Source organism: Synechococcus sp. UW179A (assembly GCF_900473965.1).
Taxonomy (GTDB): Bacteria; Cyanobacteriota; Cyanobacteriia; order PCC-6307; family Cyanobiaceae; genus Synechococcus_C.
On record NZ_UCNJ01000007.1, the window covers coordinates 1 to 13,680 of the forward strand.

18 protein-coding genes are annotated in these 13,680 nt (G+C 51.0%); 10 read left to right on the top strand and 8 right to left on the bottom strand.

What is annotated here, in order from left to right; genetic code table 11:
* Nucleotides 1–1,517 precede the first annotated feature (1,517 nt).
* The 3 genes from DXY31_RS02885 to DXY31_RS02895 all read right to left on the bottom strand — a co-directional run bounded on the left by DXY31_RS02885 (nt 1,518) and on the right by DXY31_RS02895 (nt 4,512).
* Entirely contained in the window at nt 1,518–3,800 is a 2,283-nt protein-coding gene (locus tag DXY31_RS02885) for a VapE domain-containing protein (protein WP_137024870.1), read from the bottom strand.
* The gene (locus tag DXY31_RS02890; protein WP_114991960.1) at nt 3,797–4,039 is read right to left on the bottom strand and encodes a hypothetical protein; all 243 of its coding nucleotides are present in this window, start codon (nt 4,037–4,039) and stop codon (nt 3,797–3,799) included. Before DXY31_RS02890 ends, DXY31_RS02885 begins: the two co-directional genes overlap by 4 nt.
* A 122-nt stretch (nt 4,040–4,161) precedes the next feature.
* Nucleotides 4,162–4,512 carry a hypothetical protein gene (locus DXY31_RS02895; RefSeq protein WP_137024871.1) on the bottom strand — a complete coding sequence of 117 codons (351 nt, stop codon included), beginning with the start codon at nt 4,510–4,512 and terminating at the stop codon, nt 4,162–4,164.
* A 296-nt stretch (nt 4,513–4,808) separates the two neighbouring features.
* Between DXY31_RS02895 and DXY31_RS16685 the strand changes: the two genes are divergently transcribed.
* On the top strand, nt 4,809–4,961 hold the full coding sequence (locus DXY31_RS16685) for a hypothetical protein (RefSeq protein WP_170953509.1): 153 nt from the start codon (nt 4,809–4,811) through the stop codon (nt 4,959–4,961).
* Nucleotides 4,961–5,131, top strand: coding sequence for a hypothetical protein (locus DXY31_RS16690; RefSeq protein WP_170953510.1), 171 nt, complete (start codon nt 4,961–4,963; stop codon nt 5,129–5,131). The genes DXY31_RS16685 and DXY31_RS16690 overlap by 1 nt, the downstream gene beginning before the upstream one ends.
* Before the next feature lie 430 nt (nt 5,132–5,561).
* Here the strand turns inward: DXY31_RS16690 and DXY31_RS02905 are convergent, their stop codons facing one another.
* The gene (locus tag DXY31_RS02905; protein WP_114991967.1) at nt 5,562–5,852 is read right to left on the bottom strand and encodes a Nif11-like leader peptide family natural product precursor; all 291 of its coding nucleotides are present in this window, start codon (nt 5,850–5,852) and stop codon (nt 5,562–5,564) included.
* A 218-nt stretch (nt 5,853–6,070) separates the two neighbouring features.
* Complete coding sequence (locus DXY31_RS02910; protein ID WP_114991969.1) at nt 6,071–6,304, bottom strand: Nif11-like leader peptide family natural product precursor; 234 nt, start codon at nt 6,302–6,304, stop codon at nt 6,071–6,073.
* 152 nt (nt 6,305–6,456) lie between these two features.
* Between DXY31_RS02910 and DXY31_RS17290 the strand changes: the two genes are divergently transcribed.
* On the top strand, nt 6,457–6,669 hold the full coding sequence (locus tag DXY31_RS17290) for a hypothetical protein (RefSeq protein ID WP_114991971.1): 213 nt from the start codon (nt 6,457–6,459) through the stop codon (nt 6,667–6,669).
* 166 nt (nt 6,670–6,835) lie between these two features.
* Nucleotides 6,836–7,123, top strand: coding sequence for a hypothetical protein (locus DXY31_RS02920; RefSeq protein WP_114991973.1), 288 nt, complete (start codon nt 6,836–6,838; stop codon nt 7,121–7,123).
* Nucleotides 7,124–7,208: 85 nt separating this feature from the next.
* Here the strand turns inward: DXY31_RS02920 and DXY31_RS02925 are convergent, their stop codons facing one another.
* From DXY31_RS02925 to DXY31_RS02935, 3 genes are read right to left on the bottom strand one after another with little or no spacing between them, the layout of a single operon-like run.
* Complete coding sequence (locus DXY31_RS02925; RefSeq protein ID WP_114991975.1) at nt 7,209–9,116, bottom strand: hypothetical protein; 1,908 nt, start codon at nt 9,114–9,116, stop codon at nt 7,209–7,211.
* Complete coding sequence (locus tag DXY31_RS02930; protein ID WP_137024872.1) at nt 9,116–9,502, bottom strand: hypothetical protein; 387 nt, start codon at nt 9,500–9,502, stop codon at nt 9,116–9,118. Before DXY31_RS02930 ends, DXY31_RS02925 begins: the two co-directional genes overlap by 1 nt.
* Nucleotides 9,502–10,170 (bottom strand): hypothetical protein, encoded by a 669-nt coding sequence (locus DXY31_RS02935; protein WP_114991980.1) that lies wholly within the window; start codon nt 10,168–10,170, stop codon nt 9,502–9,504. Before DXY31_RS02935 ends, DXY31_RS02930 begins: the two co-directional genes overlap by 1 nt.
* A 105-nt stretch (nt 10,171–10,275) precedes the next feature.
* Here DXY31_RS02935 and DXY31_RS02940 point away from each other — a divergent pair, with 105 nt between their 5' ends.
* The 6 genes from DXY31_RS02940 (at nt 10,276) to DXY31_RS02960 (ending at nt 13,193) form a co-directional block, all read left to right on the top strand.
* Complete coding sequence (locus tag DXY31_RS02940; RefSeq protein ID WP_114991982.1) at nt 10,276–10,680, top strand: hypothetical protein; 405 nt, start codon at nt 10,276–10,278, stop codon at nt 10,678–10,680.
* Nucleotides 10,681–10,684: 4 nt separating this feature from the next.
* Entirely contained in the window at nt 10,685–10,834 is a 150-nt protein-coding gene (locus tag DXY31_RS16695; protein ID WP_170953512.1) for a hypothetical protein, read from the top strand.
* 113 nt (nt 10,835–10,947) lie between these two features.
* A complete protein-coding gene (locus DXY31_RS02945) occupies nt 10,948–11,367 on the top strand; it encodes a response regulator transcription factor (RefSeq protein WP_114991985.1) in 420 nt (139 codons plus the stop codon).
* A 110-nt stretch (nt 11,368–11,477) separates the two neighbouring features.
* Nucleotides 11,478–11,825: a PAS domain-containing protein gene (locus tag DXY31_RS02950; protein ID WP_114991988.1), complete on the top strand. Its 348-nt coding sequence runs from the start codon at nt 11,478–11,480 to the stop codon at nt 11,823–11,825.
* An 89-nt stretch (nt 11,826–11,914) separates the two neighbouring features.
* Complete coding sequence (locus DXY31_RS02955) at nt 11,915–12,640, top strand: hypothetical protein (protein WP_114991990.1); 726 nt, start codon at nt 11,915–11,917, stop codon at nt 12,638–12,640.
* Between the two features lie 268 nt (nt 12,641–12,908).
* The gene (locus tag DXY31_RS02960) at nt 12,909–13,193 is read left to right on the top strand and encodes a DUF427 domain-containing protein (RefSeq protein WP_114991993.1); all 285 of its coding nucleotides are present in this window, start codon (nt 12,909–12,911) and stop codon (nt 13,191–13,193) included.
* Nucleotides 13,194–13,680 lie beyond the last annotated feature (487 nt).

Consider the following 13,680-nt stretch of genomic DNA (forward strand, 5'->3'; position numbering starts at 1 on the left):
CGGTACAGACAAGGCAGGACTCTAGTTATAACTTGGATGCCATATGCGTATCGGGCATGGGACAAGAATCACTGTGCCTGGGCGACAAGCGCATGCCATGATTGATTAGCAGTACTGATGGGCTACGATGGCCTGCTATCTGATAAGTAAGGCGGCCAGATGCTAATTGATTATTATCAATAATCCAGTCGCGAAGAACCCAGTGGTGACGCGGCTTTTCGGGCATTACTTGGCGCACTTTGCGTGATCGGCATGCAGGTACTATTTATTTACAATACATAGCGATTGCTAGATAATATGTAGAGCCTAGCTTAGTTTTCGTCGAACCATTCTTATAGCTAACTGATCCGCTCAGAACCCAGCTGTAGCAGTGCTTCTCAGGAGGCAGTGGTTGCAGTTTGTGTCAGTTTTTATTACTTAGAGGGGCTACATTTTATATAAGAATTTCTAATTTCGCGCCATCCACCCCACAGCAATCAGGCTACTAATCAGTCACCACAATCACTGACAGGTCTTGCTCGAAGTGTCCTGCAGCCTGACAACACAAGTTTCCCTTTGCATATATAGATAGGAGTGCTCTCAGAGGCGCTAAGAAGGCTCTACAAGGGCTGTCGGTTCATCGATACATCACATCCACTACAGAAGCTCTTAGTGACGCTTCCAGGGGCTTATTTGATATCCAGCTAGAACACTGACGGAGAAAATATATCTAAGAAAAATTCCCCTGCGTACCACACACAGAGGAACCAATGCCCACTTAAGGCTGCCGAGTAGTAGTTAATCGGCCCATCGAGAATCAGGGAACATAGCCACATGCTCCTGGAGAGTTGCCGTATGCGTGATCTGGGGAGAGTTGTATTCCCTCGACTCCACCCAGCGCCCGCGATAGTCGTCATGTGCAGGAGGTGCCCACCGTCTCTTTACGATCGACCGGCCAGCAAAGTAATCATGCAGTGAATGAGCTGCCTCTGGCTGTAGGCCGTACTGCCGTTCAAGTTCCTCCAGGTCTGCCGGAGACTTCTTGCTCAGAGTTTCCAGGCCCTTGTTCCACCTGCCAGCGACCTTTCGGCAAAGGGTGCTAATCGTTTGCGAGGATAATCCTCCTGCAATACAGGCATCAGTGAATTGCTTCTTGCTTGACATTGGCGTAAGTAATTGGTGTGTTGTTGGATCCGTGCGTTACGTCCTGCTCTCGTCATTAGCCGCCCCTAGTTACTATCCATTATACCGAGACTAGAGTTTCAGACTTTCTCTGACTCCCTCGGTGTAGCGTCACCGTCGTCACCACCAACACGGAAAACTGGTGGTTACGAAAATCTCTTGTAGTGGAAGGTATTTCAGCGATGTAACCAGGAAACCAGCTATTTTCGAGAAAACTATTTCTGAGGAATCAGGCCTTTTATAAAAACCTTTTTCTCAAATATAGTTTTATGTGATTTTAGGTGGTTACTGGTTACAGGGCAGTGATGCCAATGGATTTAGTGCAACCACCTGTTTAACTAGTGGTGGTTACATGGTTACAAGAACCACGCATCAGACCGTTCTAAAACTTCCCCAACCGATGACGCAGTAGCCGCTACAGAAGATGGGCGAGGCACCTGTCCTGATTGATGCGTCCAGAGCCGAGGGTTTGTATCAGTCTTTCCGTTCCGTGTGAGTTTACGGGGACGGTGAGTCTGCTCCAGGCCAGCGGCACGCATGATCTTTTGAACGATCTTTGGATTGACGTGCTCACAGTTGGCCCAGCTCGTGATCCACTGAGGCTTGGTCACCATGATGGTCTCATCGTTGACTTGAAGCTCAGACCAGCAACCATCGCTGTAAATGGCGTTCATGATCTCCTGTTCGCCATCACGCTCGACCATGAAGGCCTGGTTGCGTTGCTCCGACAGTCGCCCGTGAAATGACGTGTTGTCGAAGTACGGGGGCACCATTCCTGAGTCCACAAGGTGGGCCATGGTTTTCCAGAACCTGGTGACAACTTCACCGGCAGCCTTCTCGTCGTCGGGGATCGAAGAGGGCTTCACCGATTGGATTGTGAGGAATCTGCGTGTTTCGTTGTCCCTGTAAATGCCTGTCTCATTGGTGCTTCCAACAATCGCGAAAGCACGATTACGAACAACCTGCCCCGTTTTGTATTTGGGGTTGTACTTGTCCGTAGCGGTCGACAGAAAGCGCTTGGTGGCGTCGTCATCACCCTTGAGTGTCCAGGTGTCACTCTCGGCAAGTTCAACCAAACCAGCTGCATGCAGCACGTCCAGAGACTCTCTGCTCTCGATATTCACTGCCCCGGTGAGTACGGCGTAGAACATGCCCATGCCCCCGAGTGCCTTGATTACGGTCGACTTTCTGTAGCCCTGGCGTGATTGCCAATTGAGCATGATGTCGAGCTTCGCTCCGGGATTCCTCCAACGGATCACCACACCGGTGAAGAACTGAATGACGTGAGCAAGGCTGAGATGGTCATCCTCGGCCAAACCAAACAGACCCGCGATCTCCTCCAACTCCATGATCGGAAGGTCGGAGTCTGAGCAAGCCCGCAAGAAATTTTCTAGGGGATTGAATGGGTTCTTTCGGCCGTAGGTGACAATCGCCCTACGAAATGCAGCGCTGTCGACACTGAGCCGCTTAACCATCATCGGCACTAAGGCAGACGCAGTAGTTGGCTCGATAGGTTCGTAGGGGCACTCATCACAGGGTTTCCACTCAGGTCCGTCGGAAAGGATGTTCCACCTGAAGCCAGGAATCAGGCCACCGACCACGAGCTGAACAACCTCGGCCTCATTGCGAACGGTCTCTCCGCTCATGGCGTAGTTGTACGCGAGCACCTGGGCGTCTTGGCTGTGGAAGTGTTCGTACAGCTCAACGGCACCGGAGTCGCGGTTGATTGCCAGCTCCGCCTTGCGTTTGACGATTGAGTTGAAGTCGGCCTTGCTGATGCCTAAGCAGCTCTGAGCTTTGGCCCGAAGCTTTTCAAGGTGATTCCCCTTCACCAGGGCGCAAGCCTGAACGCCGTGCTCTACGACCTCTGGTCTTGTCTTCCAGGAGATCCGGAGCTTCTGCCATTCCTCAAAAACCCACAGCAAAAAATCTGCCGGTTGCTTTGCGTGAATGATCAGATCTTTCAGGTCCGCAGCGGTAAGCACGCCTTCATTGATTGCATCCTCCAGTCCCCACTTGAGCTGCTCTCGCAATGGGTAGACGGTGTAATCGCCGACAGGGTTGCGAGGTGCAACGTTGATAGCCCAGCCATGAATAGAGCAGGCCTCAACCACCAATGGCAGCAGGTCGCAGTTCCCGTAGATGGTGTCAACGTCGCCGATGTACGCGGAGACTTTTGCGGGCGCCTTGAGGTTTTTGAGTAGCGATGGTGAATTGACTGCCCCAACAGGAACACCGAGCTTCAGTGTGGGGACAGCAGCATCAAAGAACCCCTCTGTGATCGCTACAGCACTATCCGGCATATAGGTCGGCGGTAGGTACCCCTCATCACGATCCCCCTGGAACTGACAGACAACCTTGGAATGCCAACGGTTGCCGGGCATATCCTTCTGCTTCTGCCGGTAGATCTCGCCGTCCTGTGATGCGTCGAAGCGAACGAGGTAGCCATCCACCTCATCATTGATTGAAGAACTCGAAAGGTACGGGTGCGCCTTGGCCTCCGATGACGTGAAGGGCACGAGATGACCGGACTCGATCAGTGAGTCGATGTGACTGCGGTCCAAGCGCTTCAACAGGTCTGACTGAGCCCAGCTGCTCAGATCCTGGAAGCCAGGCATTACTGCGGGTGTAATTGTCACGCTGCACCTCCCTCAGTTCCAAGGGCGAACAGTGCAGTTCCTTGAGCCGGAATCTCACGGCCACTGGCTGCCATATAGATAACACCCCGCGAAGTAATCCTGAACCCGAGAACAATTTCTTCGTAGTGATCAGTCACCGCCTGCATTGGCTGCCCCCAGGCTGTGAACTTGAGTTCGAAACCGTGCCTCTTTCTCGGCGGGCTAGTACCTGATTCGTTGTAGAAAGTTTCTCTATCCATGAGGCGATCTCCTATTGAAGTGAAGTAAATAAGGGCTTGATTGGCCTTGTACCCAGCCTAGGCGTGTGCGCAAGATGCAGTGTTTGCGTTTCAGCGGTAACACCACATCTAGTGCTTAGCGCTTAGCTCTTCGCGTAACGGGCTTGAGCTTCAGCCTTGGCGTCTACCAGGCCTTTGATGCATTTTTCGGTCGGTTCCACAGTCATCTGTGGATAGCCCTTCGCGTTCTCCGAGTACTCCACCGTGAGCACTCCCTGCCGTTCGCCGAGGTCAACAGCGTCGACGACAACCTGCTCTGCAATTCCACGATCCCTTCCAAAGAATTTGGGGTTAACCGCCCTCGGACCCTTAGCAGAAGCCATCACCAAGTCGCGCACGACGTAGGACAGCAACGGGTCACAGCCCATACAGAGTTCTGCTTGAACGGCTTTACAGATGTACCCACCGACGGGGTAAATGTTTAGATCAGACACGGCAAATAGCCTAATGATTATCGCAATTAGTATTCCTATTTCTGTACGGTAAAAAGACTCAGCTAGCAACTATCTAGTCGTGGGAAGCCTATAGCATCTGTCCAGACTATTACTATGCAAGGCAAGTATGAGAGCCGCTTTGTCGTCTACCTGAATAACACTGATCCTGCTGATGTCGCACTGAAAGATCGGGTTCAGGTTGCCAGCGACACGCTCGGTGTTAGCAAGTCTCAGCTCATTAGGTCAGCCATTAATTATGCGCTGGACAACGTGAGGGACTTTGGAGGCACGGTGAGATGACGGTCGAAGATATCAACAAGGCCCTTGCTGTAGCCCATAACGAGCTGATCAATTGCCGGCGAAGGGGTGATGACGTTAATGCCGACATCTGGGCACAGATTGAATCGAATCTGGCGAATCAGAAAGCTGCAAGGCTTGGGCTGGACTAATGAACAGCTGGACCGGCTACAAGGGCAACCGCAAATCGGTCTCGCAGCGGATCAACGATGACCGCCTAAAGGTTGTCGAAGTGATGGACGTTCCCTTGCTCTGGCTTCCTTCCTGGGATGTTCGATTAACAGCAGCACAGCGGTACCGGTTGCAGCGGGGGATGCTGTGACGTACGAGCAAGCATGGCTTGAGCTAGAAGCGCGAATGGCAACGGCTGCCGATGAAGGTGAATGGCCAACATACTTCGAACTGAAGGAACAGTTAGAGGGCCTAAGTCGCCAAAATAGAAACTGATTGCTGCCCCTGGCTATGAATTAATACGCTCAATCGTGCCAGGTATTGAAGGCTTGATTTGTGGGGTTTTTGGTGTGATTGAAGCAATAAAAAGCCCCTGTGGTAGCAGGGGCTTTGAGTGTGTAAACTGGTCTTGAAGTTAACAGACTCCAAGATTCCAAATGACAAACTCTGTTGAACTAAAAAAACTGTTTGCGCATCCATGGACAACAATCCATTACAAACTCTGTTGAACTGTTGCCATTACATTTAAAGCTACAAAGCTCAAAAGCTCTTTTTTGTGAATACCATCATTTGAACTTTTTTCATTGGTTGGTTCTCACCCATTTGTTAGTGCCAACACCATTGACAGATCGACAACGAACCTCACAGACCAGCCACGAATTTAACAAGTTTCCTCCAGCCACGCCTTCCAGCTCCTCATCTGTGATCTCTCTGGATTGGGCCTTAGTTAGGTCATCAGCAGAGATACTAAAACCTGCTTCCTTGGCAATCGCAGAAACAGTATCGGCATCAGCAGCTGCCTTGAGCTTCTCCTGAAGGCTGGTGTCGCCTTTGACTTTTTCTTGAAAAGCTTTGAGTTGTTCTTCTGACATGGCTATCGGGAGTCTTTAACGGTTATAGCAACGGTCTTCTGCAGTGTCTTTGACTAACAATTAAAGTGCTCAATCGTGCCAGGTATTGAAGGCTTATTTATGGGATTATTCAGACCATTGAAGAAATAAGAAGCTCCTGGCAATGCAGAGGCTTTGAGTGTGTAAGCTATGCTTGTTTCAGTCTAAACCCAGTGGTTCTCAGTTGCCAGTGGTTCTACCTAACTCCGCAGCTCATAGTTTGTGGTGACACAAAGTGCACAGTTTTTCCCGCCAGCCACGCCTTCTAGTTCCTCTTCACTGAGTTCAGTCATCTTATCAGCAGTGAATTCATGACCATGTTCTTTAGCAATGCCTACAATATCTTCAGATGACTTAGCTGCTTTTAGTTTCTCCTGAAGATTGGAATCGCCTTTAACTTTGGCGAGGAATGCCTTGAGCTGTTCTAGGGACATGGGTATCGGGAGTCTTAATCAGTTATAGCAACGATTGGAATACTAGTCATATCAGCTTAGATGAGACTGCAGTCCATGGTTACTTTCTCTGCAATCGGAGTCTTTTTAGGCGTCTCTTTACTGCTGATTAGTACAATCGACGAGGTATTAAAATGAAATGCGACTGGGGAAAATGCCACGCTGTCTTGATTGGCGATCGCTGGATTCAGGTGAGGGACGGCGAGGCCTGCGAAGGTGATGTGAGCTTTGAAATCGGAGGTGGAGTATCAATGATTGCCAGTGTTTCTGCCATCGCTGCAGTCAAAATTGCATATCAGCCTGAAGCAAAGGTTTTTGAGGCTTACACCCCATGGGGCACCAAATGACCCGTAAGTATTTTCGACAGGGAAAGCCCGACTATCTGACAGCAACGTGCGTCAGAGAGCCCGATAGGGCAATAGTACGAGCCTTTAAGGCAAACGCAGCTGCTCACGGCAAGAGCGTGCAACGTGCCCTCCTGGAGGCCTGCAAAGACTATCTGGGACGGAACCAATGAGCAAGATTCCACCCAGACCTTTGACTCAACGCCAGAAAGACCACGATGCATTCGAGGCCTTCAAGGATGAAGTTTGGCGGCAAAATTGGATCGAGGGTGAACGACTCGAATCTCAGCAGCTATGGGCGGAGTACGTCGCGGATGGAGGCGCAGAGGCTCTAGTACGGGATGCGGAGGTTGCCAGGGAAGAATCCAATGCAGTCAGAGCAGCCCGACACGATCGCTGGAAAAGCCGTGCACTGGCAGTGGAATTGGATTTTGACCCCGATAGGCTGGGCCTTTGAACCCTGTTGGTGGGGTCAGTAGGCTTCCCGGAAACCTAAAATTGTAGACATGACGGGTGGTTTGAGCCTGCCGCCCCCTTTCTTTTCAATCGAACCCGGGTATCAAAACCCGTTGGATGCCATCAAGCCCACGGCGTGTCTCTGGGCGGCCATAACCCCAGCTGTTCGGTGTAGCCCCACTTTGACCAGAGCCTCCTTGCCAGCTGACAGAGGATGTGCTGAAGCCTGATTTGACCCAGTGCTCCCAAACCCAGTTGCAAGCGTGAACGCAGGAGTCGGCCAGGTCATCGGCTTTCTTGCCTTTGCCGCCATACGTTGCAATGACTCGCATTTGGTCCTGCAGGGTTTGCATTTCAGGCTGACCCTTGACCGCTAGCAGCTTGCCATTGGCGGCCCATCCCAACATTGCGGATTGCCTGATTGCTTTATTTCGACCGCCATGGGAGAGCTTCACCACCAAAAAATGTCGATCACCGATGTTGCTGTTCAATCCACGAAACATGTAATCACCAGCGGCGGCCATTTCGATTCCAACCGTATGGACGTTGTATCGCTTGGCGTAGTCGACCACTTGCGAAAACATGTCCTCAATCTGGCCTTGGAGAAAGTGCAGGCCCAGGATCACAACGTGGCCGTCAGCGGTGCCCACGACAGTCAGAGCAGACCTATCTCCTCCTTCGGTCAACCCAAAGTCGATGGCCATCATCGTGGCTTGCACCCTTGCCTCTTCCTCATCGATCTCCCTGATGTAGCTGGGCTTCCAGGCGCAGAAACCAACCTCTCTGGAGCAGTCCAGCAAGTACATCGCAGCGAAGTCATTCGGCGGTAGCTCTGCCTGCAGTCGATCCGCAAATGCCCGATCAAAGCGGTGGGATACAGGCTCCCCCTCAGGGCCGTAGCTGGGCTGGAACACCTGCCAGCTGTTCGGGTAGTCGCCTACGATCTCGGCTGCCCGCTCTGGTGAAGGGTTCAGGAACGGGGAAGCGATCACCTTGTAGTGGGTAGTGGCCAGTCCGTCTCTCTCATGACCACGGGCACGGTTGATCAGTTCTGCTGTCGGATCTGTTGGGCCTAACCGTTGGGCAACGATTGCCATGGCTGCACCCTTCCCTGCCTTGTCTTTCGTAAGCCTCGTGGTGATATCAGTGCCCATCGTTCTCATGGTGGCTTGCATGATCTCGGGCGATTCGATGTCTGAGACCTGCCCGCACAAGTCATCAAGGATCCCCAGGTGGACGGTGTAACCGAGCATTGCCCCACCACGACTCAGTGCGAGCTGTTCACGGCCCCCGAGCCAGTTGGGTTTCCAGGCCAGCTTTGACTTGGTGTTCTTGTCGATGCCATAGCCCTCGGGAACTGCGTGCTCGAAGACTGTGCGGAGGTTCTGGTTATTCATTGATGCCAGCCGCCCATTGGCTGAGATAAGTGCATGTCCACGGTCTGGGTAGCGGAGCAGCGAATAGCAAAGGGCCAGGATGCAGCAGGTCGTTTTGGATGATCGCGGTGGTGGATTGATCAGCAGACGACCGCCAGCCTCACCCTCAACCAGCTCCTCCAGGTGCGTGAGCATCAAGTCGACGAGTGGATCCGACTCCCAGCCAGGGCATACCAGATATCCGTATTTGAGGGCGAAGTTATGGAGACCACGCGGAATCGGCGGCGGTGGCGGTAGTGCAATGTCCCCGTCTGCTTTCTTCAGCGGTTGGGCCGTTGCTCTTTTCTTGGCGTTGGCCTCGCCATACATCTGCTCCCCTAAAGACTGTTGCTTGCGGGCGAGATAGAGGTTCTTTCGGGTCTCCCAGCGGTAGGCAGTCCGATATCGGGCGAAGGTGGCAGCGGCGACGGTCCCGTTGTCTTGTGCAAGCTGTTCATCACTGCAGAACCCCAGTTCTTTCCACCTCTGGAAATGGACGTAAGCAGACTGCCTTTCACCCTGCTGTCGGCGTAGTGGAGCAGAGCTGTCGAGCTTGAAACCCTTATTACTCGTCGCCATCAATCTTCCTCGATTATTAGTTCCTGGACATAGAGAGGCGAACTCCCTGGTCGTTGCATGCCGTGCCGGTTTGTATAAACAGAAAGCCCAGGGCTGACGGCAATAATCTCGTCGAATCGCTCACCAGCTAGGTCAGGGCCGATGTTGATCAGGTGAGTCCCCAGGGATACGCTCCAGAGTCCGGCAGGTTCTACACGATCTATCCTGACCCGAACATGGGTTGTATCCTCGGCCAGGTCTAAATAGCCATGATTATGGGCCTTATAGATACGGTCTAGCTTGTCAATAACCTCCAGCTTTTTGCGAGTTTTTATCGTGGTCTCGATATACTCTAGAACCCCGTATTTGTTTGTTCTGTAGCTACCAACTTTAGGTCCACCAGACATCATTCACCCTGTGCAGCAGCTTCCTGAGTTGCCATGGATGCTCGTCTGGCTAGTTCAGCCTGCATAGCCTCTGCTGAGATGTTCTCAAGACCTACAGCGCTGTTCTGCGCGTCGATCATCGCCTTGGCCTGTTGGATCTCCTGGCGGACAGACTCATCGGAATCAGTAACCTTCTTTTCTGCAGACTGGACCCTCAAACGAGCGTGCACGTAGGTAGCAGCATCTGCGTCAAGTTCTTCCAACATGGTCATAGCTTGATCACCATATTTCTTGAGGAAGTGCTGGATCTCGCTGTCGATAGCTTGGCTGTCCCTAAGGATTTCGGAGACAGTCATTTCTGCCAGAATCTGAGTGTCAGCAAGGGCAGCGTTGAAGACTTGTTTGCGCTCAGAAATGCTCAATCCTGTCGCGTCATTCAGCTGTTGCTGGCGTTTCTTTTCTGCTTTTGTTGGCTCCACGTAGCCGCCGTCAATGACCCAGGCAGGTAGGTCGGCATAAGGTACATCCTGGTCAATATATGCTTGAACCTCCATCTTTTCTGCAAAACTTAGGTTCATCATCCTGGTTGCATTCATCCTGTATCTGGAGCCCGTTACTGCACGCGGTGAGACTGTCTCTTCTCTGCCGAATGCTGACTGGAACAGCTGTTCAATGTGCTTCGAATCCATCTCGGATTGCCTTTCTTAGTTCTCTCTATTGTTCCTAAAACCGTTCTGGGACGGCTTAGATCACGATGCAGCCCTTAGGAATCCTTGGGTAACTAAAAGGGCCTCATGAAGCGTACGATCTACAAAAAGCTGATTACACAAGCAGGGCAGCCCAAGGGATGGAGAGTCGAAGGAGCTAAATGGCCTTACACAGCAAAGATGGTCTGGGGTCGCTCAACAGCTGGGAGTAACCTAACGCTATTTACGGGTTCTATCCTGCACCCTGAGATTGATCTTGGAACCTACGACCGTGGCCGCAAGGAATACACCGTCGATCTGAGCAAGGGTGACATCATCTTCACTTTTCCCACAGAGATCCTGCTACAGACAACAGGACGGGCTTCAGTGCTTATTGCCCTCGAATGTGAGTTTCCAGAGAATGAGATCAAGCGGCCATCCAGAAAGGAGCCAAGTGCAGATCCTGTTGAGGTTGTGTTTACTGAATTACCGGTTATCGCAGTGGAAGACTGAAGCCATGGATAATTACACCGTCATCCCAGATGAGCAGGTTCAGCAGCTTGCTGAGAGGGGATTTGAGCTGATTCGGCAGGGTCGCCCACAGGACGCTGACTGCCTCTGGGAGGAATGGGGCTTAAGAGACTTCTTTGTTGGTGGTGAGGATTGATCTGGTACAGGTACTGCAACAATATGTACATGTGTGGTACATGAGCCCCTAAAAGCCAGTCATGGCTTGAATTACTTACGCAGAGAGTGCATGAGCACCGCCCTGACACTCGCATGCTGATCTTCCTCAGTCGGGAATCGCAGGATGTTGTTCAGGAGGCGATGCAAGCCCATGCTGATGGCGTGATGTTCCGCTCTTCAATGGGCACCGGTCATGGTGATTTCATTCAGGCACTGCAGACCCTCAGCAGCGGTGGTGTTTATTACCCCGAGGATGTGCGCCGGCTGGTGAATTCACTCCACTCGGAGGATCGCCCCAAGTTTGTGGAGGAGCTCAGCGAGCGCGAGAAGGAAGTGGTGAGAGCGGTGGCAGGTGGTCTTACCAATGCAGAGATCGCATCTGCTTTCCAAATCTCTACCGAAACGGTGAAGAGCCATGTGTCCAATGCGATGAACAAGCTGGCAGTTCGCGACCGAACGCAGCTTGCGGTTTCCGCACTTCTCTATGGATTGATTGATCCTCAGATGGTTTGATCTCTTCGCTAATTCCTGAATTATGTAATGGGCGAGGCTTCAGAAGCAGTTGCTGACGATGTAATTCTATCTGGCTAGTGTTCTGGAGGCTATTAATTAATGCACAAAGCATGGAAAACCTTCTCTCACTGGTTGTTAATGCTACTGACAATTGTATCTATGTGAAAGACCAGGATTTGCGATTTCTTTTTGTGAACTCTGCGGTTAGCCGCCTCTATGAGGCAGATGCTGAAAGCATGATTGGCAAAAGTGATGTTGATTTCATTGCTTCTGAGCAGTCAGCGCTGTTCAATGAGGCTGACCGCCGGGTGATTGATTCAGGAGTTAATGAGTGTTTTCGTTTTGAAATTGAGATTAAAGGTGTCATGTATATGGCAGAAGATCATAAGTTTCTCGTTATGATTGATGGCTCTCGCTGTGTTGCGGGAATTGGTATTTTGACGCCAAAAGCAGGCTGATTTTATAGTCAGATCTCTTTGATCTGATTGCTCTTTGCTTTTTAAATAGGATATTTTCAACCAAGACATTCCTTCGTGATCTTTCCGAAATGACTGATTCCCTGAGACTTGATTTTTCAAGCGGCCGAGCTGGTCTGACTGGTTTGGTTCCAATCAATCAGGAGTTGATGAAAATTGGAGTGAGAGTCTCCATTGTCCCTCTTGTTAAAGAGTCATTGGAGATATTAAAGTTGTCAACTTCGCCAAGCAGCGAATTGCTGAGTTTGCAGCAACAACAACAGCTGATCAGCATGTATGCTCTTGATCGTTCAGCACTTCTGGGACTTATCGCTGAGGCTGGTCGCGATCCTGCTTGTGAAAGCGGTGGCTCACTTGTGACATCTGAAAAAGATGTTCCTCCTTATCCAAAAGTTTACGATCTTAAAGCGCTGGGTGCTCAAGGGCAGGTCGATACACAGCTGAAATTTGGCCCCTTTCATGTCAACAGTAGCGCCGACGGTGTCGGGGTCGATGAGGTGATGACTTTGGTGTCTGGCGGCCCTTGGACATGGTTTTTTGCTAACTCTCAGGATGGTGAGTTGATGAAGTTGTCCCTCGGTTACGTGCAGCCATCAAAGGGTGCAATGCGTTTGTCTTATTGCGGAATCAACCCCCACGGCGCGTTTATGCAAAGTCTTTCATCGCCCGATGGATCAAATGGAGGTATTTGCGTTGCCCATGCGCATGGACCACATGTGTGGCGTCTCGAGTACGCAGACGTGGGTGTAAATCCTTGGTGCGATTTCAGTGATTCGTGCCGCCCTGTATTACTTTGATCGTAATCTCTATCTTTATTAATGTTGTGTTTGCTAATTTATATTTTAAGGTCAGCGATTACTGAATTCTTTTGATGTTTGCTGGAGATTGTTGAATGGTTTTCTGAATATGTGTCGATAGTCGTCGTGATGTTTTTTTGCGTTACTACTCATCGCACTTGCTTTTGCGGTTTTAAGCTCCAAGAAATGGTTCGAGTCTCCTGATGGCAATCCCCTGAGTCGATAAATTCGATAGGTTGTTGCAATGTCAACGGTTTGGAAGAAGCCTATGAAAGCGGTCCTGAATGGAACAGTGCTTGCGGAAAGCGACGACATTGTGATGGTGGATGGCAATCCCTATTTCCCCCGCTCGGCAATGCGTCAAGAGTTCTTGCGTGATTCCAGTCACACCACGGTTTGCGGCTGGAAGGGCACTGCCCGCTACTGGGATGTGGTTCTCGCTGACAACGTCATCGCCAATGCGGTTTGGAGTTACGAAACGCCCAAGCCTGAGGCTGATCAGATCCGCGAGCGATTTGCCTTTTACCGTGGCAAAGGAGTGGAGGTGAGCTGAAGCTTCTCAAATTTCAGTTGCTACAGCCGGTCATTAGACGGATGCTCAGGCAAAACGCGATTAAGGCATGGGATGCCCTGCAGAAGCCCTGCGGCTGGAAGCGTTGCCAGCCGAAATGGTGAATTAAACCGCTGTCTACTAAAGCTAGCTAAGTTGCCTTAAGAAGTTATTGGTGTTGCTCAAGAACATGGCTTGAATTCACCGCTGACAAGATCAGTCAGCTCAGTTAAAAGTAGCTAGAAAATGTGGCTTGGCCGGTTGCGAAAACGTGGGGCTGCTGTGCTCTGCACAACTGCTGCAACCCGAGCCAAACCATATGAAGACCATCCGATCTAATAATTAAACAAGGTCTTTTAATTTCTTTAGTTGCTTGATAAGCCCATCAAAAGCATTCGAGGTCTGGCACGATTGGGTTCAGCAATTATTAGCCACACCGACGGTTGTCACCCCAATGGCTTCGTTGCTGTCAGAGGTGGCCCTCGGGAGT

Coding starts and splice junctions, on each gene's coding strand:
- DXY31_RS02890 (WP_114991960.1), bottom strand. CDS start 4,039: ATGGATAGAGAAACTTTCTACAACGAATCAGGTACTAGCCCGCCGAGA.
- DXY31_RS16685 (WP_170953509.1), top strand. CDS start 4,809: ATGACGGTCGAAGATATCAACAAGGCCCTTGCTGTAGCCCATAACGAG.
- DXY31_RS16690 (WP_170953510.1), top strand. CDS start 4,961: ATGAACAGCTGGACCGGCTACAAGGGCAACCGCAAATCGGTCTCGCAG.
- DXY31_RS02905 (WP_114991967.1), bottom strand. CDS start 5,852: ATGTCAGAAGAACAACTCAAAGCTTTTCAAGAAAAAGTCAAAGGCGAC.
- DXY31_RS02910 (WP_114991969.1), bottom strand. CDS start 6,304: ATGTCCCTAGAACAGCTCAAGGCATTCCTCGCCAAAGTTAAAGGCGAT.
- DXY31_RS17290 (WP_114991971.1), top strand. CDS start 6,457: ATGAAATGCGACTGGGGAAAATGCCACGCTGTCTTGATTGGCGATCGC.
- DXY31_RS02920 (WP_114991973.1), top strand. CDS start 6,836: ATGAGCAAGATTCCACCCAGACCTTTGACTCAACGCCAGAAAGACCAC.
- DXY31_RS02925 (WP_114991975.1), bottom strand. CDS start 9,116: ATGGCGACGAGTAATAAGGGTTTCAAGCTCGACAGCTCTGCTCCACTA.
- DXY31_RS02930 (WP_137024872.1), bottom strand. CDS start 9,502: ATGTCTGGTGGACCTAAAGTTGGTAGCTACAGAACAAACAAATACGGG.
- DXY31_RS02935 (WP_114991980.1), bottom strand. CDS start 10,170: ATGGATTCGAAGCACATTGAACAGCTGTTCCAGTCAGCATTCGGCAGA.
- DXY31_RS02940 (WP_114991982.1), top strand. CDS start 10,276: ATGAAGCGTACGATCTACAAAAAGCTGATTACACAAGCAGGGCAGCCC.
- DXY31_RS16695 (WP_170953512.1), top strand. CDS start 10,685: ATGGATAATTACACCGTCATCCCAGATGAGCAGGTTCAGCAGCTTGCT.
- DXY31_RS02945 (WP_114991985.1), top strand. CDS start 10,948: ATGCTGATCTTCCTCAGTCGGGAATCGCAGGATGTTGTTCAGGAGGCG.
- DXY31_RS02950 (WP_114991988.1), top strand. CDS start 11,478: ATGGAAAACCTTCTCTCACTGGTTGTTAATGCTACTGACAATTGTATC.
- DXY31_RS02955 (WP_114991990.1), top strand. CDS start 11,915: ATGACTGATTCCCTGAGACTTGATTTTTCAAGCGGCCGAGCTGGTCTG.
- DXY31_RS02960 (WP_114991993.1), top strand. CDS start 12,909: ATGAAAGCGGTCCTGAATGGAACAGTGCTTGCGGAAAGCGACGACATT.